Genomic DNA, 22622 nt, shown 5'->3' with positions numbered 1-22622 from the left:
AGCCCGTAATCGGCCAAAAGAGTTCGCTCGGCGAGCTCAATGCCTCGCGGTCTACCGCGCTATTTTTGCGTTGTGATGTCGCTGATTAACCACTCGTTTCGATGCGTGTGCCACCATCATCTGCTATCGGCATCCAAGCACAGGGTTTCAGTCCGTCACAAAGGATTGCGTGGCATGCGTAAGGCGTCGAGTTGGGTGGGGACGATAAGAGCCAATTGGGTTCTCGTCTTCACTTGCGTGGGCGCCTTACTCATTTTGTCCTTTCTATCGCTGGCCACCGATCGAGGTTTCGAACAGAATGCGCGACTGCGGCAAGAAGTCTCCAACTCATATGATGCGAGGGCCGCCCTGCAGGGCGTACTGACGCGACATCAAGATATTGAACTTGGCCAGCGCGGCTATGTCATCACCGGGGATCCGAAATTTCTTGCCCCGTATCGAAGTGGAGCATCCCGCATTGACGCCAATCTCGACCTGTTTGCCAAGCTTGCAGGAAGCGATGGGCAATCGAAACTGGTCGACGATCTTCGCCGTACCTCTGTCGAGAAGCGCCGATTTGTTGCCCGGACGATCGGCCTTGTCGAAGGGGGAAGACGTGACGAGGCCGTGAATCTTATCGGCAGCGGTGAGGGCAAGCAGTTGATGGACCACATCCGCGTACTGATCGGCGAAATTTCCGAAGCTGAACGGGTGAAGCTCGAGGTGCGCACTGCCGCGGTGAATGCGGCTCGCGAGCGATTGCGCGACCGCACCTTTACGTTGCAAATCGGGCTGATCCTGTTGCTCGCGTTATCCGCTATCCTGATCGGGCGCAGCCAATGGGCGTTAAAGAACGCGCATCGCCGTGCGCGCGACCTTGCCATGCGACAGGAGGCGATTTTCGACAGTGCCAAGGACGGGATGATTCTCCTGAACCCGAGCGGCAGCATCGAGAGCCTGAATCCCTCGGCCGCCAAGATGTTCGACGTGCCGTCGGAGTCGCTTCTGCGGCGTGACATCGGATCACTTTTTGAGATCGCGCCCGACCGGGGGCAAATCGAAACCTTCCTGCGCCGGTTGAAGGCGAACCGGAAGGAGAATTACGGGCAGATTCAGGAATTCGTCGGCCGCCGCCAGAATGGCGCGACCTTTCCGCTCGAAGTGTCGGTCAGCCCCGTGCATCTCGCCGACGGAACTTTGTTCGTCGCGGTGATCCGCGATATCAGCGACCGCCGCGAGGTCGAGCAGATGAAGGGCGAGTTCGTCGCGACCGTCAGCCACGAACTGCGCACCCCGCTGACCTCTATCGCGGGCTCGCTCGGGCTGATCAGCGGCGGGGCGGCGGGCGAGATTCCGCCGAAGGCCGCGCGACTGGTCGAGATTGCGCACAGCAATGCGGCGCGCCTCGTGCGATTGATCAACGACATTCTCGATATCGAGAAGATCGAGGCGGGGCGGATGCAATTCGATCTCCGTCCGCTCGCGCTGAGGCCGCTGCTCGAGGCGGCCGAGCATCAGACCGCCGGGTTCGCGGGCGAATATGGCGTGGCGGTGCATGTCGAGCCGGTCGCGCCCGGCGCCGCCGTGCTTGCCGACGAAGACCGGTTGATGCAGGTCGTCACCAACCTGCTGTCCAACGCGATCAAATTTTCACGGCGCGGTGAGGCGGTGACGGTGCGGGTAACGCCGCTCGACCGGCGCTACAGGATCAGCGTCATCGACCGGGGCGAGGGGATTCCCGATGCGTTCCGGGGCCGCATCTTCGGCAAATTCGCACAGGCCGACGCATCGGACTCGCGGCAAAAGGGCGGTACCGGGCTGGGGCTCAGCATCGTGCGCGAAATCGTCGTCCGGCTCGGCGGTTCGGTCGATTTCGAGAGCGTCGAAGGCGCAGGCAGCATCTTTCACGTCGATCTGCCCGCTGCCGAATTGCCGGGGACAGTGCAGGCGCCGACGAGCGAGGTTGAAGCGCCGCTGTCCAGGGATCCTGCGCTGCCGGTTGTGCTCCATGTGGACGACGATCCCGACATGCTCGCGGTCGTCGCCAGCGCCTTCGATGGCAAGGCGGCGATCCATTCGATGCCGAGCGTGGCCGAGGCGCGCGCGGCGATCCGGCGGACGCGCTATGACGGGGCGATTCTCGATGTCGGGATGCTCGATGGATGCGGAACCGACCTTGTCGCGCCGCTGCGCAAACGCGCGCCGAGCTTGCCGGTCGTCCTGTTCACCGCGCAGGAAGTCGACGGCGCGCCGAAAGAGGGTATCGACCTCGTCCTCGTCAAATCGCGCGCCAGCCTCGACACGCTGGTCCGCGAGGTGACCGACCGGATCGGATCGAAGCGGGTGAATGGCGGAGGCGGCAAATGAGCAGTCGGATTCTCTATATCGACGACGAGGACGATATTCGCGAGGTCGCCGAAATGGCGCTCGAACTCGATCCATCGTTCGTCGTACGGACGTGCGGGTCGGGACGCGGAGGGCTGGCGGCGGCGCGCGAATGGCAACCCGACCTGATCCTGCTCGACGTGATGATGCCCGAACTCGACGGGCCGGGCGTGCTAGAGATTCTGCGTCAGGAGCCCGCAACCGCCACGATCCCGGTGGTGTTCATCACCGCGCGGACGCAGGCGCATGAAGTGGCGCGGCTGCACGAACTTGGCGCACGGGGCGTGCTCGCCAAACCCTTCGACGCGATGACGCTCGCACAGCAGGTGCGGAGCTTCCTCGATGGCTGAAATCGACGCGCGTCTGGCCGCGATTGCCGAACGCTTCGCCGCGCAGGCGGGCGAGGCCGCGACGGAGATTGCCGCGGCGCTCGATCGCAAAGACTGGTCCGAACTGGCGCGCTTAAGTCATAGTCTTGCGGGGCGTGCAGGAATGTTTGGTTATGCTGCTATCGGCGAAGCTGCGCGGCGCGTCGAGGAGGCGGTCGACGCCAAGCTTTCGACCGACACGATTGCGAGTCTGGCGCAGGATTTGCTGGTCAGAATGGCGGAGCTAAATCGCGCCTGATTGGTTGTTATGATTAATGGCGAGGGTGGACCATGGCTCGCGCCAGATGATAATATATAAATTCAACAGCATCGTGGTGGATTTGAAATGACGAAAGTGCTCGTGGCGGACGATGATCCGCTCACCATGGCAGGGATTACGGCGCTTCTCGACAAGAGTAATTTCGATGTGGTGGCGACGGTCAATACCGGCGCGGCGGTGCTCGATACGCTCGCCGGCGCGCGACCCGACCTGTTAATCCTCGACAATGGCATGCCCGAACGAAGCGGCCTCGACGTATTGCGCACGCTGCGCAGCCGCGGCGACAACCGCCCGGTCGTCCTGCTGACCGGCGGCCTCAACGACGAACTGGCGCGCGAGGCGATCCAGTTATCGGTCAATGGCATCGTCATCAAGGCGACCGCGCCGCGCGATTTGCTCACCTGCCTCGAAAGCGTGGTGCAGGGGCGGCGCTGGCTCGACCAGGATGTAATGCAGCGCGTGATGGAACAGGCGATGTCGCCGGATGCGCCGCGTGATCCGTTCGAGGTGCTGAGCGGGCGCGAGCGCGCGGTCGCCTCGCTCGCGAAGCGCGGGCTGCGCAACAAGGAAATCGCCGACGAGCTGGGGCTGACCGAAGGAACCGTAAAAGTACATCTTCACAAGGTTTTCGATAAGCTTAGCATCCGCGGCCGGACCGAATTGATCCTGCTCGCGCAAGACCGCGGACTTTGAATTTATACCGAAAGTTATAGAGGTTTTTCGCCGTTGGAGAGCGGCTTTGTCGCCTCCCGGTGAATATCGCCCGCGCGAGAGTTAGCGCATCTGTCGATCAAGTTGGCGGCATCGGGCCGTCACCGACGACAGGCGATTCATGGGCTTTCTGCGCACCCTTATCTTGCTGGCCTTGGCGGTGATCAGTGTGATCGCCAGCCAGCATGCGCACGCGCAGGTCACCGCCTATGCGGTCGGGCAGGGCGCGGTGAACAGCGTCGAGGTCGGCGTCGAAGTGCGCGCGTCGGTGCTCGGCCGCTGCGGCTTTGCGACCGGCGGCGCGCCCACCGGCACCATCGACCAGGCCGATTTCGACAAGACCGGCTTTACCAAGGATTTTGCGATCCAGCTCAACTGCACCGGCGCGTCACGGATCGCGGTGTCGTCGGCGAACGGGGGGATGGCCAACGCGGCGACGGGCGGCACCGGATATCAGACCAAGGCGCCGTATAATGTCGCGCTTTATGTCGCCGCCGACAATGGCACCAATGCATCGGCCACCTGCGCCGCCGCGATGCTTGCCGCGGGGGGCAGCTGCACCTTTGGCGGCACGGCGAGCACCGCGACCGGGCTCCGCCTCGGCGGCGCGTCGACCAAGGCGAACGGGTCGTATCTGCGCGTCAGCGCCCCCGCTTATTCGGGAACCGATACGCTTGCCGCGGGTCGCTATACCGATACCCTTTCGATCACCGTCAGTGTCAGTCCTTAACGCCATGTTGAACAATTCGAATCCGCGCTTATTAACTATCGGATCCTATTTCGGGGTCCGATATGATGGCACCTACGATATTGATTTCGAACCGGATCGCCCGCGCGGCGATTATTTTGGCCGGCATGGGCTTTGCGGCGCAGGCGATGGCGGACGAGGTGAACCCGATCGCCATTTATGGCGAAGTGGCGCCGCGTTGCTGGGTTGCCCATCCGATGAAAATCACCGCGACCAATGCGGCGGTGCAGGTGACGCCCGCACGCGCGATCTGCAATCAGGCGCGTCCGGTTCTGCTGACCGAAGTACGGATGATCGATGCGGACGGCGCGTTGATCAATCGCGTTCCCGTGGCGGGCGCTCGTGCAACGCCACTCTCCACTCGCACCGCGTTAGAGATCGTCGTAACCCCTCAGCTATGAGGGTTTGGACGGCCGGTTTATCAGCGCTGGGATTGTCGTGCGGACTCGCGCTCGCGCAGCCTGCCGCCGCCCAATCGCAAATATCCTCGGTTTGCGGTGTGACCGGCGCCGCCACTGCGCCCGCCAGCATCACCTATGACCCCTTTTCGCCCGGCGGCCTGTCCGAAGCGACGGTGCCGCTAATCCTGCGGCGCAACCGCGGGCTTCTGCTTGGCCGCACGCGCGAGGTCAGCCTTGTTCTCGTCTCGCCGTCGGGATCGCCCGTGCTCGACGTCACCTATAATGGCTATCGCGTCATCTATCCCGAGGGTTCGACCGCAGGACGCCCGCGTTCGCTCAATTCGAAGGACAATGGCGCGGGCGCGGCGGGCGAGATCCGCTATGATTTCGGAAGTTTGCTTCAAGCCGACACATCGACGCCGCTCAACCTGCGCGTGACCGTGCCGCCGGGGACCGACCTGTCGGCGGGGGAGCCGATCATCCTCGACCTTCTTTATATCTGCTCGGGCGAGAATGGCATGGCGAGCGTGTCGGTCCCGACGCGCGACACCGGCACGATCCGCATCAACGTCAACACGGTGAGCGCGCTGCAAGCCTATTATGCCGGATCGCCGCTCGATTTCGGCGAGATCGGCGACGCGACGACCGCGGCGGTGCTCGCGGCGCCCGATCGCTATACGACCCCGGCGTCGAACTCGCTCCGCGTGCGCAGCTCGGGACCGTTCGAGGTCAAGATGCGCTCGCAGAATGATTTCAAGCTGACCTATCCGGGCGGCAGCCTGTCCAACGCTGCGCAGACGATCCGGTACAGCGCGCGCTTCCTGGGGCAGGACATCAGTTCGAACAGCGGTTTGGGCACACGCACCTGCGCGCGTGCGGGCATGGACGGGAGCGCCGGGGTGCTGCCGCTGCGCACGACGCTGAAGGAAGGCGGCTCGGCAAAGACGCCAGCGACCAACTATAGCGACATCATCAGCATTACCTTCACGCCGATCGTCACCGCGAGTTCGGCGACCAGCTGCGCGGGGCTCTGACGCAGCTTCTATATCGTCGGGTATAGGAAATGATTCCCGAAGTTAGCGTCGTTTTTGCCGGACGCTAAATATTGGCCGGAGCCGATCCAGCCTATCTCCAACTCGTCGGGGCGAAGAGCCCCTCCAGATTTTCGATTGGAGATATCACATGAAAAAGCTTGTTCTCTCGGCCCTGATCATCGGTTCGACCTTCGCCGCCGCTCCCGCTTTTGCCCAGTCGGCCGCTGGTTCGGTCGACGTGACCGGCACCGTCGCAGCGCGCTGCTCGGCCGTCACCGCGATCACCGGCAGCATCACGCTCGGCGAACTTGCCAAGGCCGACGGCACCGTCGATCCGGGCTTCACCGGCAACACCGGTGGCCTCAGCCGCAACTTCACGGTCAAGTGCAACGGTTCGAACCCGAAGATCACGGTCGATGCCAAGCCGCTGGTGAACGCCGCCGCGCCCAACTCGCCCACCGGTTACACCAACACCGTCCACTACACCGCGACGCTGGTCGCAACGGGTGCGAAGGGCGGTACGACGCCGGTGGCGGACCAGTCGCTGACCTCGACCGCCACCTCGGCGCAGGTCGGCGACCGCCTCGCCGCGACCGCGAACAACATCACGCTGACCGTGGGCAGCGGCCTGACCTCTGATTCGACGGCGATCCTCGACGCCGGCACCTATGCCGGCAAGGTCGAAATCACGATCGCACCGACCGCCTGACACCTGGGGGGGTGTTCCCGGCAGGCCTTACGTCCACAGGCCTGCCGGGATTAACTTCGAAGGATATGGTCATGTGCAATCCCAAAGCTCTGGCGGCCGAACTTCGCCTTCGCGCGCTCGACGCCGAGCCGCAGGAACGGGCCGACCTGCTGTTTCTCGCGGCGGAATATGAACGAATGGCCGACATGCCCGCATTCGGTGGTCGGCCGGACTGGTTGGGGGTCCCTCTCCCCAAGTGAAGGCGGCCGGCGAATTGCCGGTCGCCTTTATGGATAACGTCATGATTACCAGATTTCTTTCTTGGCGGATCACCGCCTTCGGTCCATCGTCGCGTGCGCGGGTGGGGCAACGGGCGAGGAGTAGATCATTGCAGTTGCTCAGGAGTTTTGGCGGCGCGGTTGTCGCTGTGACGATCGCGGCCGCCGTGTCGGTGGCCGCCTATGCGATGGTCGTCCAGCCGGTGGTCATCGACCTTACGACCTCGGGTCGGACGATGAGCCAGGTGATCACGGTCGAGAACACTTTCGACAAGCCGCTGCCGGTGGAAATGCGCATCGAGGGGCTCGAACTCACGCCCGACGGTGTCAATGCGACCGGCAAGGATCCCGGCGAGCTGGCGGTCTTTCCGCCGCAGACGCTGATCCAGCCCGGCCAGCGCCAGAGCTTTCGCGTGCAATATGTCGGCGATCCCGCGCTCGCGCGCAGCAAGCATTATTTCGTCACCGCGGCGCAGCTGCCGGTGCAGACGAACGACACGCAATCGAACGTCCAACTGCTCTATAATTTCCAAGTGCTGGTCAGCGTGTCGCCCGACGGCGCGAAACCGACTTTGACGATCGCCTCGGCCGAAATCGGCAAGGATACCGAGGGCAATCCGGCACCCGTGATCTCGGTCGCCAACGCCTCGGCGGCACACGGCTATTTGTCGCGCGGTCGCGTGCGGGTCATCCAGTTCGCGCCCGACGGCAAGGAAATCTTCCGCAAGGAAATTTCGGGTCCCGAGCTGCAGCAGACGCTCGGCTATGGCCTGATCGGCGGTGGCCAGACGCGCCGGATGACCTTGCCCATGCGCCTTCCGCAGCCCGGCGGGCGGATCGAGGCGCAGTTCACGCCCGACAATTGAAGGCTTCGGCGGTTCGCATGAACCCTCTTTTTATTGCAGGATTTTTGCTCGCCGCCTCGGCGATCCCGGTCGCTGGCCATGCGCAGGCGCCAGCCGGCGCCGACGCACGCGTGGTCATCGATCCGGGCGCCGACGGTGCGGCGATGAACCCGACGGGGCGGGCAGTGGTGCTGACCGCGCCGCTGCTCGACGGGCAGGCCTATCTTGGGGACACGACGCTCACGCTTGAACCCGGCGGACAGGCGAGCTTTTCGGCTGAGCGCCTGCTCGCGCTGCTCGCGCCGCGGCTGGCGCCCGCGCTCATCGAGCGACTGCGCGCGCGGCTAGAAGAACATGGCACGATCGGGCGCGCCGATCTGGAGGGCGTCGGGGTCGGCATCCGCTACGACCCGCTCACGCTGCAACTGGTCATGGAGATTGCGCCCGCGAGCCGCGCGACCCGTTCGGTCACGCTTGGTGATGATGCGGCTCGCGGGGCCGTCAATTACATCGCGCCCGCCGATTTCAGCGCCTATCTCAACATCCGCGGCTCGATTGACTGGGTGCAGCAAGGCACCGACAAGGGGCTCGCTGCGCCGATCACCTTTCTCGACGGCGCGGTGCGCGCAGGCGGGGTGGTGCTCGAAAGCGAAGCGAACTGGCAGGCGGGGGCACGCGGCGCCGATTTCCAGCGCCGCGGCACGCGCTTCATTTACGACGACCGGAATAATCTCGTCCGCTGGGCAGGAGGCGATCTGCAGACGCTGGCGCGCGGGTTTCAGGCGGCGCCCGAGATCAGCGGTCTGGCGATCTCGCGCTTCTATTCTCTGCTCGACCCGCAGCGGATCATCCGTCCGCGCGGCAACCGCAGCTTCCGGATCGAGCGGCGTTCGGTCGTCGAGGTTCGTGTCAACGGCCAGCTGGTGCGGCGGCTCGAACTCGACCCCGGTACCTTCGACCTCAAGGATTTCCCTTTCACACAGGGCTCGAATGACGTCCGGCTGACGATCACCGACGATGCCGGTCGCACCGAATCGTTCAACTTCGACATCTTTCTCGATCAGGCGCAACTCGCCGAGGGGCTCAGCGAGTTCGGCCTTTACGCCGGCGTGCTCGCGCCGCTCGGCCGGCGCGGACCTGTTTACAGCAACGATATGGCATTCAGCGGCTTCTATCGCCGCGGATTGAGCGACCAGCTGACCGTCGGGGCCAATGCGCAGGCCGATCCCAATGGCTGGATGGGCGGGGTCGAGACGGTGATCGCGACACCGATCGGCTCGTTCGGCGGCTTTGCTTCAGCCTCGCACGTCAAGGATGTCGGGTCGGGCTGGGCGTCGATCCTGACCTTTCAGCGTACGATCACGCGGCGCAGCGGCGGCGCCGATGCGCTGTCGCTGTCGTTCGAGACGCGCAGCCGCAATTTTGCGCCGATCGGCGTCGGGCTTCCGTCGAACCCCTACCGCTATGTCGCGGGCGCGAGCTATAATGGCGCGATCAACGACGCGCTCTATGCCGGCCTCGACGCGCGCTATTCGCGCGGGCGCGCCGACGAGCCAAATGTCGCGAGCCTGCGCGCGACAGGCGGCTGGCGCATTTCGCCGCGGCTGAACCTGACCGGTGACGTCAGTTACGAACGCGCGGGTCGGCAAGACCGCGTCGGGGTTTTCCTGTCGCTTGTGTTCCGCCTCGACCGCGCGTCGAGCCTGCGCTCGGATTATGACAGCCGCAACAACCGCAAGCGGCTGACCTATCAGACCTATCGCGGCGCGGGCACGGGGGCGTATAATTTCAGCGCCGATGTCGAACATAGCGATCTTGGCGTCGCGACGACCGCGAACGGCATCTATTACAGCAACCGCGCAGAACTGGGCTTCAGCCATTTCGGCACTTTCGACCGCGACCTCGGTGGATCGACCGGGCAGCGCAGCTCTTTGCGCTTCGGCACCTCGCTCGCGGTCGCCGATGGCAGTTTCTCGATCGGCCGTCCGATCCAGGACAGTTTCGCGGTCGTCCGCGCGCACTCCTCGCTGAAGGGCACCGACCTTTTCATCGACGCCAACGGCCGCTTTTCGACCGCGAACAGCGGCGCGATGGGCACCGCGCTGCAACCGAATCTCAGCAGCTACAGCGAGCGCAGCCTGCTGGTGACGGCGCCCGATGCGCCGATCGGCACCGACCTTGGCGAGGGATCGTTCCGGCTGCTGCCCGCCTATCGCAGCGGATACCGGTTGACGGTCGGGTCCGATTACATGGTCAGCGTCGTCGGACGCCTGCTCGGCACGAATGGTGAGCCGATCACGCTGGTCGCTGGAGCCGCGGTGGAAGAAGCGCATCCCGAGCGCGAGCCGGTGCCGCTATTTACTAATGCTGTGGGCCGGTTTGGCGCTACGCGGCTTGCTCCCGGGCGCTGGCGCATCATCTTGAGCGATCCTGACCGGACGCGGTTCGAGCTGATCATTCCTGAGGGTGCTGATCGCACGATAGCGGCGGGCGACCTCGTTGCGAAGACGCCGTAATGGTATCTGCTTTCTTGAGGTCGCGCCTAAAAGCTGCCTGACTGCTAACGGCCATTTGGAGAAAATGGTCCACTGCCTTGCTTGGGGAACTAGCCACCGATTGCCGCATCAATCATCGCCCGATATGTCGTTGCGACGCGATCTTTTTCTGATTCAGTGGCCTGGAGAGCGGCGGCACTCATCATTGCGTGATCGGGTTCGCGAAGGGCCATGATCGCTGCCCAGGCCTCGGGCAGATAGTTCTGCCAGAGCGGCTTGCCGTCCATCGTCGCGTCGTGCGGGTTGGCATCCAGCTCGCATAGCGCACGGGCGACTCGTTCCAGGCCGGTGGTCATGGCCCGAGGATACATCAAATTCGCGGACACCCCGAGACGCTTATATTGAGCCCGACCGCTGACTCAGCGTCGTTGCAGCCGCCGCTTGTGCTCTATGGCGGCGAGAATGAGCTCGGCGCGCGACAACTGGCCGAAGAGCCGGACGAACTCCGGATGCGTGACGTCTTCGCCGCAGTTTAACGTGAGCCAGTCGGCCGCCGCGGTCCAGTAGGGCAGGCGGCCGCACAATGTTGCCGCGATCGCGTCGAGATCGGCGCCGGGATGATTCAACGCGTCGCCGCGCCGGCGCAGCTCCGCTTCGACCGCCGCGAGCTCGACCCGCGACAAAAGCGGCCACCGGTCATGGAAGCCATGCCAGTCGGGTACCGCGACCGACCACGGGATATTGCCGACGACCCAGTCGGCGATCTCGCCGACGCGATCGCGCCTGCTGCGCGCATCGGCGATATTCGAGATGGCCGAAACGCGGGCGGTGCGATCATTTGAAGCGTGTTGAAGATTAGCCACGGCGCCATTGTCCCCATAATGCTCGGTTGAATTCGCGCGAGTTCGAACGGAGCTTGCCGACTATCGCGGCCACCGCGATGGCGATTGCGGCCAGTCCGCCTGCTATCATCAACGGCGTCTCGATGACGGTGCCTTTCCGTTTGAACCCGGCATCGCTACGCGCGGCGGCGCCAAAGGCTGCATCATGCCCGCCGAATGAGCGGGGCGTACTCTCGCAGCTTTTTCTGGGACGGTTTCGACGGGTCCGGAGGCGATAGAGCCTTAAGAGCAAAGCCCGATCGCTTCGTCGAAGCGGACCATGTGCAACGCGCTGCCCTTTGCGTCGACGATCTCGATCATATCGTCCGATCTGAGCTGGCCGCGCAGCACGTCGTCCGCCGCATGCGACCGGGCGCAGAGCACCGCGAAGGCGATTGCGGCGCGTAGATCGCTCAATTCGGTCCCTTCCTTGTCGATGATTTTCAGCACATTGTCCTGGTGGACGTGGAAATAGTAAATCGGCATGGCTGATCGAACCCGTGAGGCTGTGCGGCGTTCCCGGCTTTGAATTTTTACGGTGAACCGAAACAAAAAGGGCCGCCCGTTCGGGCGACCCTTCTCGACTGGAGTGAGCCAGCTATCGATCGTCGTGGTTAGCGGCGACGGTCGAAATGATTGCGATAGACCTTCACCACTCGGCCGTTGCGCTGGTTCACGAGCAACAGGTCGTCATAGTGACGGACGTACGTCAGATTGCCCCGCGCCTGCGGGATGCCCCAGCGTCTGTCGTAGTCCATGCGGTAGTTCGGCGCATAATAGTTCGAACGGAGCGTCGAGCCTTCGCGGAACTGCTGATAGCGGAACGGCGCGCGATAATTCTGGTAGCGCGTGTCGCGGCGCCAGTCGCGGACCTCCTCGCGATAATCCTTGCGGGCATCGCGATATTCGCGGCGTTCTTCCCGAATATCGTCACGATCGCCATAACGCTGCGCGTCGCGATATTCCTGGCGCTCTTCGCGCGCTTCTCGCCGGTCGCGTTCGATGTCGCGTGTCTGCGCCTGCGCGGCGGCCGGGATCATGATTGCTGCGATCAGGCCCGCGGTTAATATTCTGCTTTTCATCGTGCCATTCCTTGTCAAACGGGCGAAGCGGAGTTCGACCCTGTGACCGGTTTACCCGGCCCTCCAGCAATCGGCCCTGAATGGGTCGTTCACTCCCTGTATAGCCGCATTGAAAGGGGTTCATCGCGACCAGTCGGGGCGGTGCGGTCTGCAACCCAATCGAGCGTCCGGCGTTTGCAAGCCGGTTCAATGAGGGAGTCATATCATGAAGAAGCTTTTGATCGGTCTTGCCACCACGTCTGCGCTCGCGCTCGCCGCCTGCCAGAGCCCCGCCGCCGACAAGGTCGAGGACCAGGCTGAAGCCAAGGCCGACGCCATCGACGACCAGGCCGATGCGCTGCCCGACGGCCCGGCGAAGGAGGCTCTCGAACAGAAGGCCGACGTCGTCGAGGAGAAGGGCGAGGAGAAGGCGAACGCCATGGACGATAATGGCGAGATCGCCCCGTCCGAAACCGGCGTTGGCGACACGCAGAAGAAGTAAAACTGCCTCCCTAAAGGGCAGGGTGAAGGGCGCCGGTGACCGGCGCCCTTTGCTTTTGTGCTCCCGCTCCGGTCGGCAATGTGTGCGCCTCTGTTTGCGGCCGTGCGCGATCGCGCGGTTGCCCGGGCGGTTGCCGGAACAACCGCATGCGCGGGACGTTCGACTTGCAGCGACATCATGGGAGCAGGCGCGATGAACAGACTTCGGCACCTCGAGACCTTCGCCCGCGCCGGCTGGTGCGCGCGGGGCGTCGTCTATTGTCTTCTCGCCGCTTTTGCCCTGACCGGCACGGGCGCGTCCGACGCCAGCCCTCAGGGGGTGTTCCGCTCGGTCCGCGACATGCCGGCAGGCACGCTGCTGCTTCTCCTGCTCGCCGCGGGGCTCGCGCTCTATGGCGCGTACAGGCTTTACGGCGCCGCGCTCGACAGCGAAGGCAAGGGCAGTGATGCCAAGGGCGTCGCGATCCGCGTCGGCTATGCCGCAAGCGGGCTTGCGCATTTTGTGCTGGCCTGGGCGGCCGCCCGCCTCGCCTCGGGGGAGGCATCCGGCGGCGGCCGTGAGAAGGAAGCGGCGGGAATGCTGCTCGATATGCCTCTTGGCGGGACTCTGCTCGGCTTGATCGGTCTCGCCTTTGTCGCGGCGGCGGTTCAGCAGGCGACCAAGGCCTGGACCATCGAATTCATGCGCGACCTCGCGCCGGGAGCGCCGTCATGGGTCGTACCCGTTGGACGCGCCGGTCTCGCGGCTCGCGCGGTGGTGTTCGCGGTGATCGGCATCTCGCTCGTCAAGGCGGGGTGGTTCGGATCGGCGGGCGAGGTCAAGGGCCTCGGCGATGCCTTGTCCTCGCTCACCGAGAACAAATGGCTCTATCTGCTCGTAGCCGCCGGCCTGTTCCTGTTCGGCGTGCACAGCTTCGTCGAGGCGCGCTGGCGCCGGATCCGCGACGAGGATGTGGTGTCGCGCCTCAAGTCTGCCGCGCGATAGGCAAGTGCGCGCTTCGCTGCTGATCGGCCATGCGACGCTCTTGGAGAATGGCTGTGGGTGACGATTATGCTCGCGGACAGCGCGACGGCGTCCGTCTCGCGCTCGCTGTGCTGGAGGCCGAAGAGGCGAAATGGGCGGCGCTGCTCGGCGAAAGCCGCTCGTGGCGGACCAACCGGACCCGCGAGGTGCGGCACAAGACATTGCAGGTCGCGCAGACGCGCGTGCAGACGCTGCTCAATCGCCTGTCGCCGAAAGGCGCCATCGCCGAGGTCGATAGCGAGCTTGTCGCGGCTCTCGAAAAAGCGGGTCTCTGACGGCGATCGGCCGTGTGTGAGCATGCGGGCGAAGACGCGCATTCGCGCCACATGTCTGCCGCTTCGACAGCTCGTCTCGCTCCCGAAAAATCCTTTTTGGAAGGGAACTTGAGCATTGTCAGAAGGTTCAGCATGGCGAGGAGTCGACGATGAGCCGTGACCGGAAGCCCGAAGGAAAATATGACCGCGTTGCGCCGCCGCTGCCGCACCCGTCGTGGCGGCACGAGCTGCCTGCCGAGCGAGAAAAGCCGCGGCGGCTGACCGCGAAAGAGTTCTGGGACCGTCTCGGATTGTAGAGGCGGGTGTGAGCCGGTTCGAGATGTGACCGTCCGTCTTTTTTGGCGCTTCGATACAATCACGGCGCCGCTGGTCGCCCTAATCGCACCGGGCGACCCAGAAGGGCTCTTCCTCCCGCGAGGACAGATATCTTCATCTGGCGCCCGCCCGTTCACGGGCGGGCGCTATTTTTTTGGGTGGGAGCACGGCTGCGGGATCCGGTATTCGCCGTTTGCCCGCGATGTCTTGACCCGGTCAGGGCCCGACGTCTGACCCCGATGGACGCAGGCGATGGCCTTCGCTGGCGGGGAAACCGAGCGCGGCCGACACACGGTCGTTCCAGCCATAGGGATCGGCGCGGATCACGGGCTCGCCCGCTTCGTCGAACAGGATGGTCTGATAGGTCAGGCGCACCGGTATCGCCTTGGGCAATGGAACGAAGCTTTCCTTCCCCGTGGCGCGCGCCTTCTCCCACTCGGCCGATATGCCCTCATCCTTCGCGAGCATCGCCGCGAAGCCCAGCGCATCCTCGACGCGGACGCAGCCATGGCTGCGCTGGCGCTGCACCTCGCTGAACAGCTGCTTCGCGGGGGTGTCGTGGAGATAGATCTGATGCTCGTTCTGCATGTCGAACTTGACGAGCCCGAGCGAATTCTTCGGCCCCGGCTTCTGGACGATCCAGCCGTCCTTCCACATCATATTGTTGCGGCGAAGATAGGCGGAGCCCTTTCCTGCGATCTCTTTGCTCTGGATCGAGCGCGGAACGGTCCAGGTCGGGTTGGCCACCAGCCGGTAGATCGGCGATCCGAGCTGCGGCGTCTCGGTCTCGGGCTTGCCGACGACCACCTTGCGCGTGTCGGCGAGCTTGCCATCCCGCCAATAGGCGAGCCGCGCCGAGGCGAGATTGACGTCGATGCGTGTCGCGGGCGGATTGCGGTCGAGCCAGCGCATGCGCTCCATCGCGACCGCGAGCGTGCGCGCCCGGCCGCTGTCGGAGAGGTTGAGAATCTCAAGCGCCTCTTTCCCGATCACGCCGTCGGGCTTGATGCCATAATCGGCCTGCATGCGGCGCACCGCTTTCACCATGTCGGGTCCATAAGTCTCGCCTGACGCCGCCGGCCGCTCGAGATAATCCGATGCGACGAGCTGCCGCGCGATCGCGGGGATGCGCGGATCGCTCGCGCCGGGATCGAGCGGCTTGGGGGCGTCGGGAATCGCCGCCGCCGGCGCATCGCTCACCTTTCGAAGCGCGAGATAGGCTTTCGACAGCGCGCGATAGGTGTCGTCCTGCGGCGCGAGGCTGGAGAGCCAGTCGTCGACCTTGCCTTTGGCGAGCGCCTCGGCGAGGCCGGTCTTGAGATTGGGGTCCGGCCGCGGGACGGTGTAGATGTCGCTGAGTTTAGCGGGATCCGACGCGCCGCGCGCCAGAGCGCCGGCGTAGCGGAGCGCACTCTGCGTGAGCACGGCCTGATCATCTGCAGTCTCGGGCACCTCGAAGCGCATCCGGTCGAGTCCGTGCGCGGCGCGGCGATCGATCGTCTCGCGCAGCTGTTTGGCCGTCGCGTCGGTCCAGCGGGCATTTTCGGTGGTTACGCCCGATTGGGAGGAGTTGGAGGAGGAATTACATCCGGAAAGCGAGAAGGACAGGGCAAGCAATGAACAGGCAATCACACCGTAACGCACATAATTCTCCTCAGGGGGCTTAGACAGCTAACCCGGGAGTGCAGGGGAGCGTTCCGGTTACGGAGGGAATGCGCAGCTATTTCTTCTGTGCATGTCCTACGCGCGTGCCGCGTATAGCAGGCGGCCCGTGCCGAGATGATCGAACATCGTCTTCAGACAGGTCTCGCCGACCGCGAAGCAGCCCTGGCTGCGGCCCAATTTGCCATGCGCCGCGATCATGTCTTCGTTCGCATACCAAGCGCCATGGAGGACGATCGCACGCTCCATCGCATGATCGTTCGTCGGGTCGAGACCGGCGAGGCGCTGCGATCGGCCATGCTTGCCGACATAATAGTCGCCGGTTACGAATGCGCCCTCGCTCGACGCATTCGAGCCCGATGCGTTCGAGAAGCGTTCGGCATAGCCGGTGTGGTGCGGATCGGACCCGCTGCCATGGGCGACGAGCAGGCGCGACGCCCGGCCGCTTTCAACGTCGAGGAAATGAAGCCGGGGTTCCGAAGACGGCGCCGAAAAATCGACGATCGCGATGCGATCGCGATGCCGGATCGATTTGGCATGGCGGTCGAGCGCTGCGAGCGCTTTGCGCAGCAGCTGCGGATCGAGCGCGGCGTCCCTGATAGTCTGCGTGTCCGGTCTCGGTAGCGGGGCCGCGGCGATCTCGCGGCCTGGCATTGGACCTGCAAGCGGTCCTGCAGTAGAGCGCGCGAGCACGCTGGCCGCGGCCGCTGCACCGGATATCATCAAGGTTCGCCGGCCCAGTCGAAGGGGCTGGTCGGTCATCAGTACAATATAGGCGCGCAGCACCGGGGTTGAAGGGCGTTACGGTCGCTTTCAGGTCTGAACGCGCCGCACCGTGCCGGGCTCTCGCCGAACCGTTCACGGAAGGGACGGCGAGATGATGCCCTGCGTTTGGGGTCCGATCCGCTAGTCGCTCGCGGAGCGCGGCATCTGATGTGCGCACTCTTGCGGCGGCAGGCGCCGCGACGCTTGCCGCTTTGGTCTGGCTGGTGGCAACTTTGCTTTTGCGCTTCCAGGCGCTGATTCCGGCGCGGGCCGACAGCCGAGTGGCTCCGAAGCTGCCAGTCTGCTAGCGGCCATCTTAATCGCGCATAGGACGCGGCAAAAAGCCCGCCCGATCGAAACTGGGCGGGCGTTAGAAGAAGAGCGTTTTCCCTGAAGGAAAGCTCTCTGGGTCGCGCGGCGCAGATAGCGTCTCAGGCCGACGCATAATTGTACCAAGACGCCAAACCGGAACGTCGGAAAGCGCAAAGCTAACGCCATTTGATAAGGGCTAACATGACATCTGCTGTGTATCGGACCAGCTTGCATCAGGCACCCGGGCCGGCCTGTCCCGCTTGGGACGGAATGTCTGAAAGGAAGCAAGATGGCACGGACTTGGCTGATCACCGGCTGCTCGCGTGGATTCGGGCGCGCGCTGGCTGAGGCGGTTCTCGACGCGGGCGACAATTTGTTAGCGACGGCGCGCGATCCAGCGATGCTCGAAAAGCTCGGCATTGGAAGGCCCGGCGGTTTCGCGACGGCACCGCTCGACGTTACCGATGAGAGACAGGCGGAAGTGGCGGTCGATGCCGCTATCGCCACCTTCGGATCGCTCGAAGTCTTGGTGAACAACGCCGGCTATGGCGACATCGGGTCGGTCGAAGATACGCCGGTCGCGTCCTTTCGGCGGCAGATCGAAACCAATTTGTTCGGCACCATCATCATGACCAAGGCTGCCATCCCGCACATGCGGGAGAGACGGAGAGGGCATATCGTACAATTCTCGTCCGTCGGAGGGCGGCTTGGGGCGCCGGGGCGTGCCGCCTATTCGGCGGCCAAGTGGGGCGTCGAAGGCTTTTCAGATGTGCTGGCCCGCGAAATGGAGCTTGTCGGCGTCAAGGTCAGTATCGTCGAGCCCGGAGGATTCCGGACCGACTTTGCCGGCTCGTCGACGACCCTCGACAGCGGGCGTCCCGAATATGACGCGGTGGTCGGCGAGGCGGTGCGCATGCAGGCCGCCTATCATGGCAACCAGCCGGGCGACCCGCACCGCGGCGCAGCGGCCATCCTGAAGCTGGTCGCGATGAAGGATCCGCCGCTTCGCCTGCCGCTCGGAAGCGACGCGGTGACTGCGATTGCCCGGTCCGATCAGGTACGGCTCAACGAACTCGAGCGCTGGCGACCACTGAGCATCTCCAGCGACTTTACCGCATAACGTCCCCTTCACAGCGCCTCACAACAGCTAACAAGCCTTTGGCGCAAAGGACGCTTAGGCCTCTCGTATCTCGATGAGACAGAGGATCAGAACATGGACAATTATTCTTCAGAAACTGCCACGTCGGACCGGCGGGGCTTCTTGCGCGGTAGCGCCCTGATCGCTGCCACCCTCGTCGGCGGCGTCGCCCAAGCCGGTACGCGCGCCACTCCAGCCAGTGCCCCATCTTCTTTCGGCCCGATCCGGCAGGTCGATGCGGGCGTGCTCAACATCGGTTATGTCGAGATGGGCCCCGCATCGGGTACCCCGGTCCTGCTGTTCCACGGCTGGCCATACGCAATCGATGCCTTTGCCGAGGTGGCGCCGCTGCTGGCAGCGCGAGGCTATCGCGTCATCGTGCCGCATCTTCGCGGGCACGGCACGACGCTGTTCCGGTCGGAGGCGACCCCGCGTAACGCGCAGCAGGCTGCACTTGCCGCCGACGGGATCGCGCTCATGGATGCGCTGCGGATACCGAAAGCGATCGTCGCCGGCTTCGACTGGGGCGCGCGCACCGCCGATATCATGGCGGCGCTCTGGCCCGGGCGCTGCACCGCTCTCGTTTCGGTCAGCGGCTATCTGATCGGCAGCCAAGCCGCGAACGCCAAGCCGCTTCCGCCGGCCGCCGAACTGCAATGGTGGTATCAATTCTATTTCGCGACCGAGCGCGGGAAGGCTGGATATGCCGCAAACACCAACGCCTTCAACAAGCAGATCTGGCAACTTGCCTCGCCGAATTGGACTTTCGACGACGCCACTTTCGAGCGTTCGGCCGCTGCGTTCGCCAATCCCGATCATGTCGAGATCGTGATCCACAATTACCGCTGGCGGCTGGGCCTTGCCGATGGCGAGCGGCAATATGACGCGCTTGAGGCGAATCTCGCGGCGGCGCCCGCCATATCGATCCCGGCGATCACGATGGAGGGCGATGCGAACGGCGCGCCGCATCCGAAGCCCGAACAATATCGCGCCAAATTCACCGGCCCCTATGCCCATCGACTGATTACGGGCGGCATCGGCCATAATCTGCCGCAGGAAGCGCCGGCCGCGTTCGCGCAGGCGGTGCTCGACGTCGCGAAGCTCGCACGATGAGCGGCGTGCGGATGCTGGGTGCAGCCGCGCTGATCGCCTCGACGCTGCTCCTCGGCGTGTCGGCGGGCGTTGCCGCGTCGCGGACAGACGACAGGGTATCGCCAGTCTATGGTGTCCAACTGCCCGGGGGTTACCGCGACTGGAAACTGATCAGCGTCGCGCAGGAGAATGGCCGGACCAACGATATCCGCGCCATTCTCGGCAACGACATCGCGGTCAAGGCTTTCCGGGACGGCAAGCGCCCCTTTCCCGACGGGGCAATCATCGTCCGGCTAGCCTGGCGTTATGACTCCTCGGCGCGCAACGACAAGGTGTTTCCGGCGCCGCAGTCTTTCGTCGCGGGGGCGCCGACCAATGTACAGGTCAGCGTCAAGAATGCGAAGCGCTATGCCGCCACCGGCGGCTGGGGCTACGGCCAGTTCGAGGATGGCCGGCCGAATCCCGACGAAGCGCTGACCCGGTCATGCTTTGCCTGTCACCAGAAGCTCGAGACGCTCGACCCCGGCACCGATCTGGTCTTCACCGCCTATTCGCGCTGAACTGCGCGGAACCAGAAGCAGGAGCCGGCCGGCCATGTCGCCGACATGACCGGCCGGGAGCGCACGCCGGAGCTTCCGGGGGATGAGAGAGCCGGCGACGCGCTCCTATTGGTCGGTCGCCGCCCGCTCGATGAGGCGGGCCACTTCGGGTGCATGCGACACCATCACGACGTGCGATGCGCCCTTGACCACAACGGTCTGCCGCGACTTGGCACGCTCGGCCATGAAGCCCATGGCGATGGGCGGGATGTTCCTGTCGCCGTCGCCATAGACGAACCACGACGGCAGATGCTTCCACGCAGGCGCGGTCGACGCCTCGGACAGCGCAGCCTCGGCTACCGGGCGCTGGCCGGCGGCCATGAGCCGCGCTTCGGGGGCCGGCACATCGGCGGCAAACTGATCGTGAAAGAGCGCCTGGAGGATATAGAGATCGTTGCCCCCGGCGGTCAGTCCGACCGGCGGTGCGAGCGCGGGGCCGAGCGTGCTGCCCGGGAACCGTCCGGTCAGTCCGATCGCGGTCTCGCCAGTGTCGGGCGCAAAAGCGGCAACATAGACCAGCCCTTTCACATTCGTCAGACCTTCGGCGGCTTCGCTGATGACCGATCCGCCATAGGAGTGGCCGACCAGTACCACCGGGCCATCGATGCTCTTTACGACATTGGCGACGACATCGGCGTCGGCGCGGACGCCGCGCAGCGGGTTGGGGGCCGCGACGACCGTGTAGCCATCCTGCTGCAGGATCGGGATCACGCGGTTCCAGCTCGATGAATCGGCGAAGGCGCCGTGGACGAGAACGATTGTCGGTTTGGCGGGCGCGGCCTGTGCCTGCGCGCCCGTGGCGAGGAACGCCGCCGCGAGCATCAACCCGCCGGGAATGATTGTCTTTTTCATATGCGTCTCCTGATGTCTGAAATGGGCTCAGGCGAGGGCTACGACGGCGTCGATGTTGCCCTTGATCGCTTTCGAATAGGGGCAGGTGCGGTGTGCGGCCTCGATGATCTGGCGCGCGATGTCGGGATCGATCCCGGGCACGTGAACATTGAGGCGCGCGGCGAGCGAATAGCCGTCTTCGCCTTGACGAAGCGCGACTTCGGCATCGATCGCGAGTTCGGCGGGCAAGACGACGCCTTTGGCCTTGGCAGCAACGCCCATTGCGCCCTGAAAGCAGGCGGACCAGCCCGCGGCGAACAATTGCTCCGGGTTGGTTCCCTCGCCGGGACCGCCCGGGGTCGACAGCTTGACGTCGAGGCGGCCGTCGCTGCTCTTCGCCGCGCCGTCGCGTCCGCCGGTCACATGCACGGCAGCGGTATAGAGGGTCTTGGTATCGGACATCGTCATTCTCCTTCTTGAACAGATGAGGGGGAGGATCAGCGAAGCGGGCGGAAGGCCGCGCGGACTTCTTCGGCGAACAGTTGCGGTTGCTCCCAGGCGGCGAAATGACCGCCGTCGCTGACCTCGTTGAAATAAGTGAGGTTGGTGTAGCAGCGCTCGGCCCAGCTTCTGGGTGCACGGAAGATTTCGCCGGGGAAGACGCTGACCGCGACCGGCATGTCGATGACGCCGCGCGCGTTGAAATTGTTCGAATGATCTTCCCAGTAGATACGCGCAGCCGAAGCGCCGGTGCCGGTTAGCCAGTAAAGCGAAATATCGTCGAGGATCGCGTCGCGGCCGAGCACGCGGTCGGTCTGGCCGTCGGCATAGACCCACTGCGCAATCTTTTCGTACATCCACGCCGCCATGCCGACCGGCGAGTCGACCAGCGAATAACCGATCGTCTGCGGCCGCGTGTTCATCATCGCCGCATAGGCCGAATTGTCGCGATAGAAGGCCTCGAGCTGGTCGAACGCGCCGCGCTCCCTCGCCGTCAGGCTTGCGGGCGCCGGATCTCCCGCCGCAAGGGTGCGGGCGATATCGGCTGGGACCACGGCAGGCATGTTGAGATGGATTCCCGCCAGCCCCGGCACATGCTGGAGTGCCATGCGCTGCGAGATCACCGAGCCGCAATCGCCGCCCTGGCTGACATAGCGATCATAGCCGAGACGCAGCATGAGCGTCGACCAGGCGCGCCCGATATGGTCGGAGCCCCAGCCGGGCACCGTCGGTTTGCCCGAAAAGCCGAAGCCCGGGATCGACGGGATGACGAGGTGGAAGGCGTCTTCCGCCTCGCCCCCGTGCGCTGTCGGGTTGGTGAGCGGATCGATCACCCGCATGAACTCGAGGATCGAGCCCGGCCAGCCATGCGTCAGGATCATCGGCATCGCTTGGTCATGGCGCGAGCGGACGTGGATGAAGTGGATGTCGAGCCCGTCGATTTCGGTGAGGAACATCGGCAGCGCGTTCAGGCGGGCCTCGACCTTGCGCCAGTCATAGTCGCCGGCCCAATAGCGCATCATGGCCTCGAGTGTCTGACGGCGCACGCCTTGGCTGTCGTCGGCGACCGGCTGCGCATCTGCCCAGCGGGTTTCCGCGACGCGTCGCTTCATCGCCGCAAGGTCGGGGTCAGGGATCGCGACCTTGAACGGCCGGATCGCAGCATTGCCGGTGCGGGCAACGGACGGGACAGCGGCGAGGGCGCCAAGCGTCGCGGCGGTGGTCACGAAACCACGGCGTGAGGGGGTGAAATCTCCAAGCAAATCTCGTCTCCTGGTCGGTGGGAAAGGATCGGGAGAGAGATAGCGAGATCGCCGGTCGCCGCTCGTTAGGCGCGGTGAGCTGTTGTTAGTTCGGGGACGCACAAACTAACGGGGGAGGTTGGCGCCTAACGTGCCCCGTCCCCGTGACAGGCCTAATCGGTGTTGGCCGGTGAGCCGGCGGCAACGGAGAC

At 64.5% G+C, this 22622-nt stretch carries 27 protein-coding genes; 18 read left to right on the top strand and 9 right to left on the bottom strand.

Annotation, left to right across the window (positions count from 1 at the left end):
• The first annotated feature begins 39 nt into the window (after positions 1 to 39).
• The 11 genes from ASD73_RS06170 (at position 40) to ASD73_RS06125 (ending at position 10233) form a co-directional block, all read left to right on the top strand.
• Positions 40 to 2346 (top strand): CHASE3 domain-containing protein, encoded by a 2307-nt coding sequence (locus ASD73_RS06170; RefSeq protein WP_082521406.1) that lies wholly within the window; start codon positions 40 to 42, stop codon positions 2344 to 2346.
• On the top strand, positions 2343 to 2714 hold the full coding sequence (locus tag ASD73_RS06165) for a response regulator (RefSeq protein WP_056370709.1): 372 nt from the start codon (positions 2343 to 2345) through the stop codon (positions 2712 to 2714). The genes ASD73_RS06170 and ASD73_RS06165 overlap by 4 nt, the downstream gene beginning before the upstream one ends.
• The gene (locus ASD73_RS06160; RefSeq protein WP_056370707.1) at positions 2707 to 2991 is read left to right on the top strand and encodes an Hpt domain-containing protein; all 285 of its coding nucleotides are present in this window, start codon (positions 2707 to 2709) and stop codon (positions 2989 to 2991) included. The genes ASD73_RS06165 and ASD73_RS06160 overlap by 8 nt, the downstream gene beginning before the upstream one ends.
• Before the next feature lie 87 nt (positions 2992 to 3078).
• A complete protein-coding gene (locus ASD73_RS06155; protein ID WP_056370704.1) occupies positions 3079 to 3705 on the top strand; it encodes a response regulator transcription factor in 627 nt (208 codons plus the stop codon).
• Between the two features lie 139 nt (positions 3706 to 3844).
• Complete coding sequence (locus ASD73_RS06150) at positions 3845 to 4453, top strand: hypothetical protein (RefSeq protein ID WP_056370702.1); 609 nt, start codon at positions 3845 to 3847, stop codon at positions 4451 to 4453.
• An 80-nt stretch (positions 4454 to 4533) separates the two neighbouring features.
• Positions 4534 to 4872 carry a hypothetical protein gene (locus tag ASD73_RS06145; protein ID WP_056370700.1) on the top strand — a complete coding sequence of 113 codons (339 nt, stop codon included), beginning with the start codon at positions 4534 to 4536 and terminating at the stop codon, positions 4870 to 4872.
• Between the two features lie 98 nt (positions 4873 to 4970).
• Entirely contained in the window at positions 4971 to 5906 is a 936-nt protein-coding gene (locus tag ASD73_RS06140; RefSeq protein ID WP_056370698.1) for a hypothetical protein, read from the top strand.
• Between the two features lie 148 nt (positions 5907 to 6054).
• Positions 6055 to 6615, top strand: a complete 561-nt coding sequence (locus ASD73_RS06135) for a hypothetical protein (RefSeq protein ID WP_056370696.1) — start codon at positions 6055 to 6057, stop codon at positions 6613 to 6615.
• Between the two features lie 71 nt (positions 6616 to 6686).
• Positions 6687 to 6854, top strand: coding sequence for a hypothetical protein (locus ASD73_RS22730; protein ID WP_156377318.1), 168 nt, complete (start codon positions 6687 to 6689; stop codon positions 6852 to 6854).
• Between the two features lie 128 nt (positions 6855 to 6982).
• Positions 6983 to 7738, top strand: coding sequence for a fimbria/pilus periplasmic chaperone (locus tag ASD73_RS06130; RefSeq protein WP_235534206.1), 756 nt, complete (start codon positions 6983 to 6985; stop codon positions 7736 to 7738).
• 17 nt (positions 7739 to 7755) lie between these two features.
• Positions 7756 to 10233 (top strand): hypothetical protein, encoded by a 2478-nt coding sequence (locus tag ASD73_RS06125; protein ID WP_056370694.1) that lies wholly within the window; start codon positions 7756 to 7758, stop codon positions 10231 to 10233.
• Between the two features lie 89 nt (positions 10234 to 10322).
• Here the strand turns inward: ASD73_RS06125 and ASD73_RS06120 are convergent, their stop codons facing one another.
• The 4 genes from ASD73_RS06120 to ASD73_RS06105 all read right to left on the bottom strand — a co-directional run bounded on the left by ASD73_RS06120 (position 10323) and on the right by ASD73_RS06105 (position 12175).
• Entirely contained in the window at positions 10323 to 10568 is a 246-nt protein-coding gene (locus ASD73_RS06120; protein ID WP_056370692.1) for a hypothetical protein, read from the bottom strand.
• 63 nt (positions 10569 to 10631) lie between these two features.
• Positions 10632 to 11075, bottom strand: a complete 444-nt coding sequence (locus tag ASD73_RS06115) for a hypothetical protein (protein WP_056370690.1) — start codon at positions 11073 to 11075, stop codon at positions 10632 to 10634.
• 261 nt (positions 11076 to 11336) lie between these two features.
• Positions 11337 to 11579 carry a DUF6894 family protein gene (locus tag ASD73_RS06110; RefSeq protein WP_056370688.1) on the bottom strand — a complete coding sequence of 81 codons (243 nt, stop codon included), beginning with the start codon at positions 11577 to 11579 and terminating at the stop codon, positions 11337 to 11339.
• A gap of 128 nt (positions 11580 to 11707) precedes the next feature.
• Positions 11708 to 12175, bottom strand: a complete 468-nt coding sequence (locus ASD73_RS06105; protein WP_056370687.1) for a hypothetical protein — start codon at positions 12173 to 12175, stop codon at positions 11708 to 11710.
• A 205-nt stretch (positions 12176 to 12380) separates the two neighbouring features.
• Here ASD73_RS06105 and ASD73_RS06100 point away from each other — a divergent pair, with 205 nt between their 5' ends.
• The 4 genes from ASD73_RS06100 to ASD73_RS22725 all read left to right on the top strand — a co-directional run bounded on the left by ASD73_RS06100 (position 12381) and on the right by ASD73_RS22725 (position 14250).
• Entirely contained in the window at positions 12381 to 12656 is a 276-nt protein-coding gene (locus ASD73_RS06100; protein ID WP_056370686.1) for a hypothetical protein, read from the top strand.
• A gap of 192 nt (positions 12657 to 12848) precedes the next feature.
• Positions 12849 to 13640 (top strand): DUF1206 domain-containing protein, encoded by a 792-nt coding sequence (locus ASD73_RS06095; RefSeq protein ID WP_056370684.1) that lies wholly within the window; start codon positions 12849 to 12851, stop codon positions 13638 to 13640.
• 47 nt (positions 13641 to 13687) lie between these two features.
• Positions 13688 to 13954, top strand: coding sequence for a hypothetical protein (locus ASD73_RS06090; RefSeq protein ID WP_235534204.1), 267 nt, complete (start codon positions 13688 to 13690; stop codon positions 13952 to 13954).
• A 149-nt stretch (positions 13955 to 14103) separates the two neighbouring features.
• The gene (locus tag ASD73_RS22725; RefSeq protein WP_156377317.1) at positions 14104 to 14250 is read left to right on the top strand and encodes a hypothetical protein; all 147 of its coding nucleotides are present in this window, start codon (positions 14104 to 14106) and stop codon (positions 14248 to 14250) included.
• A gap of 235 nt (positions 14251 to 14485) precedes the next feature.
• Here the strand turns inward: ASD73_RS22725 and ASD73_RS06085 are convergent, their stop codons facing one another.
• Both ASD73_RS06085 and ASD73_RS06080 read right to left on the bottom strand, forming a co-directional pair.
• Entirely contained in the window at positions 14486 to 15913 is a 1428-nt protein-coding gene (locus ASD73_RS06085) for a L,D-transpeptidase family protein (RefSeq protein WP_056370682.1), read from the bottom strand.
• A gap of 96 nt (positions 15914 to 16009) precedes the next feature.
• Positions 16010 to 16693 (bottom strand): murein L,D-transpeptidase catalytic domain family protein, encoded by a 684-nt coding sequence (locus tag ASD73_RS06080; protein ID WP_200934899.1) that lies wholly within the window; start codon positions 16691 to 16693, stop codon positions 16010 to 16012.
• Positions 16694 to 17297: 604 nt separating this feature from the next.
• Between ASD73_RS06080 and ASD73_RS06075 the strand changes: the two genes are divergently transcribed.
• From ASD73_RS06075 to ASD73_RS06065, 3 genes are all read left to right on the top strand, one after another.
• Positions 17298 to 18128: an SDR family NAD(P)-dependent oxidoreductase gene (locus tag ASD73_RS06075; protein ID WP_056370678.1), complete on the top strand. Its 831-nt coding sequence runs from the start codon at positions 17298 to 17300 to the stop codon at positions 18126 to 18128.
• Positions 18129 to 18221: 93 nt separating this feature from the next.
• Positions 18222 to 19259 carry an alpha/beta fold hydrolase gene (locus tag ASD73_RS06070; protein ID WP_056370676.1) on the top strand — a complete coding sequence of 346 codons (1038 nt, stop codon included), beginning with the start codon at positions 18222 to 18224 and terminating at the stop codon, positions 19257 to 19259.
• Entirely contained in the window at positions 19256 to 19798 is a 543-nt protein-coding gene (locus ASD73_RS06065) for a cytochrome P460 family protein (protein WP_235534201.1), read from the top strand. The genes ASD73_RS06070 and ASD73_RS06065 overlap by 4 nt, the downstream gene beginning before the upstream one ends.
• Positions 19799 to 19903: 105 nt before the next feature.
• On the opposite strand, the gene ASD73_RS06060 is transcribed toward ASD73_RS06065, so the two are convergent.
• The 3 genes from ASD73_RS06060 to ASD73_RS06050 are packed head-to-tail and all read right to left on the bottom strand — an operon-like array spanning position 19904 to position 22395.
• On the bottom strand, positions 19904 to 20689 hold the full coding sequence (locus tag ASD73_RS06060; RefSeq protein WP_056370673.1) for an alpha/beta fold hydrolase: 786 nt from the start codon (positions 20687 to 20689) through the stop codon (positions 19904 to 19906).
• A gap of 27 nt (positions 20690 to 20716) precedes the next feature.
• On the bottom strand, positions 20717 to 21130 hold the full coding sequence (locus tag ASD73_RS06055; RefSeq protein ID WP_056373266.1) for an organic hydroperoxide resistance protein: 414 nt from the start codon (positions 21128 to 21130) through the stop codon (positions 20717 to 20719).
• A 35-nt stretch (positions 21131 to 21165) separates the two neighbouring features.
• Entirely contained in the window at positions 21166 to 22395 is a 1230-nt protein-coding gene (locus ASD73_RS06050) for an epoxide hydrolase family protein (RefSeq protein ID WP_327196910.1), read from the bottom strand.
• Between the last annotated feature and the right edge of the window lie 227 nt (positions 22396 to 22622).

Origin of the sequence: Sphingopyxis sp. Root154, from assembly GCF_001427105.1 — a bacterium.
Taxonomy (GTDB): Bacteria; Pseudomonadota; Alphaproteobacteria; order Sphingomonadales; family Sphingomonadaceae; genus Sphingopyxis.
This window is presented reverse-complemented; position numbering and strand designations above follow the sequence as displayed.

Coding starts and splice junctions, on each gene's coding strand:
- ASD73_RS06170 (WP_082521406.1), top strand. CDS start 40: ATGCCTCGCGGTCTACCGCGCTATTTTTGCGTTGTGATGTCGCTGATT.
- ASD73_RS06165 (WP_056370709.1), top strand. CDS start 2,343: ATGAGCAGTCGGATTCTCTATATCGACGACGAGGACGATATTCGCGAG.
- ASD73_RS06160 (WP_056370707.1), top strand. CDS start 2,707: ATGGCTGAAATCGACGCGCGTCTGGCCGCGATTGCCGAACGCTTCGCC.
- ASD73_RS06155 (WP_056370704.1), top strand. CDS start 3,079: ATGACGAAAGTGCTCGTGGCGGACGATGATCCGCTCACCATGGCAGGG.
- ASD73_RS06150 (WP_056370702.1), top strand. CDS start 3,845: ATGGGCTTTCTGCGCACCCTTATCTTGCTGGCCTTGGCGGTGATCAGT.
- ASD73_RS06135 (WP_056370696.1), top strand. CDS start 6,055: ATGAAAAAGCTTGTTCTCTCGGCCCTGATCATCGGTTCGACCTTCGCC.
- ASD73_RS22730 (WP_156377318.1), top strand. CDS start 6,687: ATGTGCAATCCCAAAGCTCTGGCGGCCGAACTTCGCCTTCGCGCGCTC.
- ASD73_RS06125 (WP_056370694.1), top strand. CDS start 7,756: ATGAACCCTCTTTTTATTGCAGGATTTTTGCTCGCCGCCTCGGCGATC.
- ASD73_RS06120 (WP_056370692.1), bottom strand. CDS start 10,568: ATGACCACCGGCCTGGAACGAGTCGCCCGTGCGCTATGCGAGCTGGAT.
- ASD73_RS06110 (WP_056370688.1), bottom strand. CDS start 11,579: ATGCCGATTTACTATTTCCACGTCCACCAGGACAATGTGCTGAAAATC.
- ASD73_RS06105 (WP_056370687.1), bottom strand. CDS start 12,175: ATGAAAAGCAGAATATTAACCGCGGGCCTGATCGCAGCAATCATGATC.
- ASD73_RS06100 (WP_056370686.1), top strand. CDS start 12,381: ATGAAGAAGCTTTTGATCGGTCTTGCCACCACGTCTGCGCTCGCGCTC.
- ASD73_RS06095 (WP_056370684.1), top strand. CDS start 12,849: ATGAACAGACTTCGGCACCTCGAGACCTTCGCCCGCGCCGGCTGGTGC.
- ASD73_RS06090 (WP_235534204.1), top strand. CDS start 13,688: ATGGCTGTGGGTGACGATTATGCTCGCGGACAGCGCGACGGCGTCCGT.
- ASD73_RS22725 (WP_156377317.1), top strand. CDS start 14,104: ATGAGCCGTGACCGGAAGCCCGAAGGAAAATATGACCGCGTTGCGCCG.
- ASD73_RS06080 (WP_200934899.1), bottom strand. CDS start 16,693: ATGACCGACCAGCCCCTTCGACTGGGCCGGCGAACCTTGATGATATCC.
- ASD73_RS06075 (WP_056370678.1), top strand. CDS start 17,298: ATGGCACGGACTTGGCTGATCACCGGCTGCTCGCGTGGATTCGGGCGC.
- ASD73_RS06070 (WP_056370676.1), top strand. CDS start 18,222: ATGGACAATTATTCTTCAGAAACTGCCACGTCGGACCGGCGGGGCTTC.
- ASD73_RS06065 (WP_235534201.1), top strand. CDS start 19,256: ATGAGCGGCGTGCGGATGCTGGGTGCAGCCGCGCTGATCGCCTCGACG.
- ASD73_RS06060 (WP_056370673.1), bottom strand. CDS start 20,689: ATGAAAAAGACAATCATTCCCGGCGGGTTGATGCTCGCGGCGGCGTTC.
- ASD73_RS06055 (WP_056373266.1), bottom strand. CDS start 21,130: ATGTCCGATACCAAGACCCTCTATACCGCTGCCGTGCATGTGACCGGC.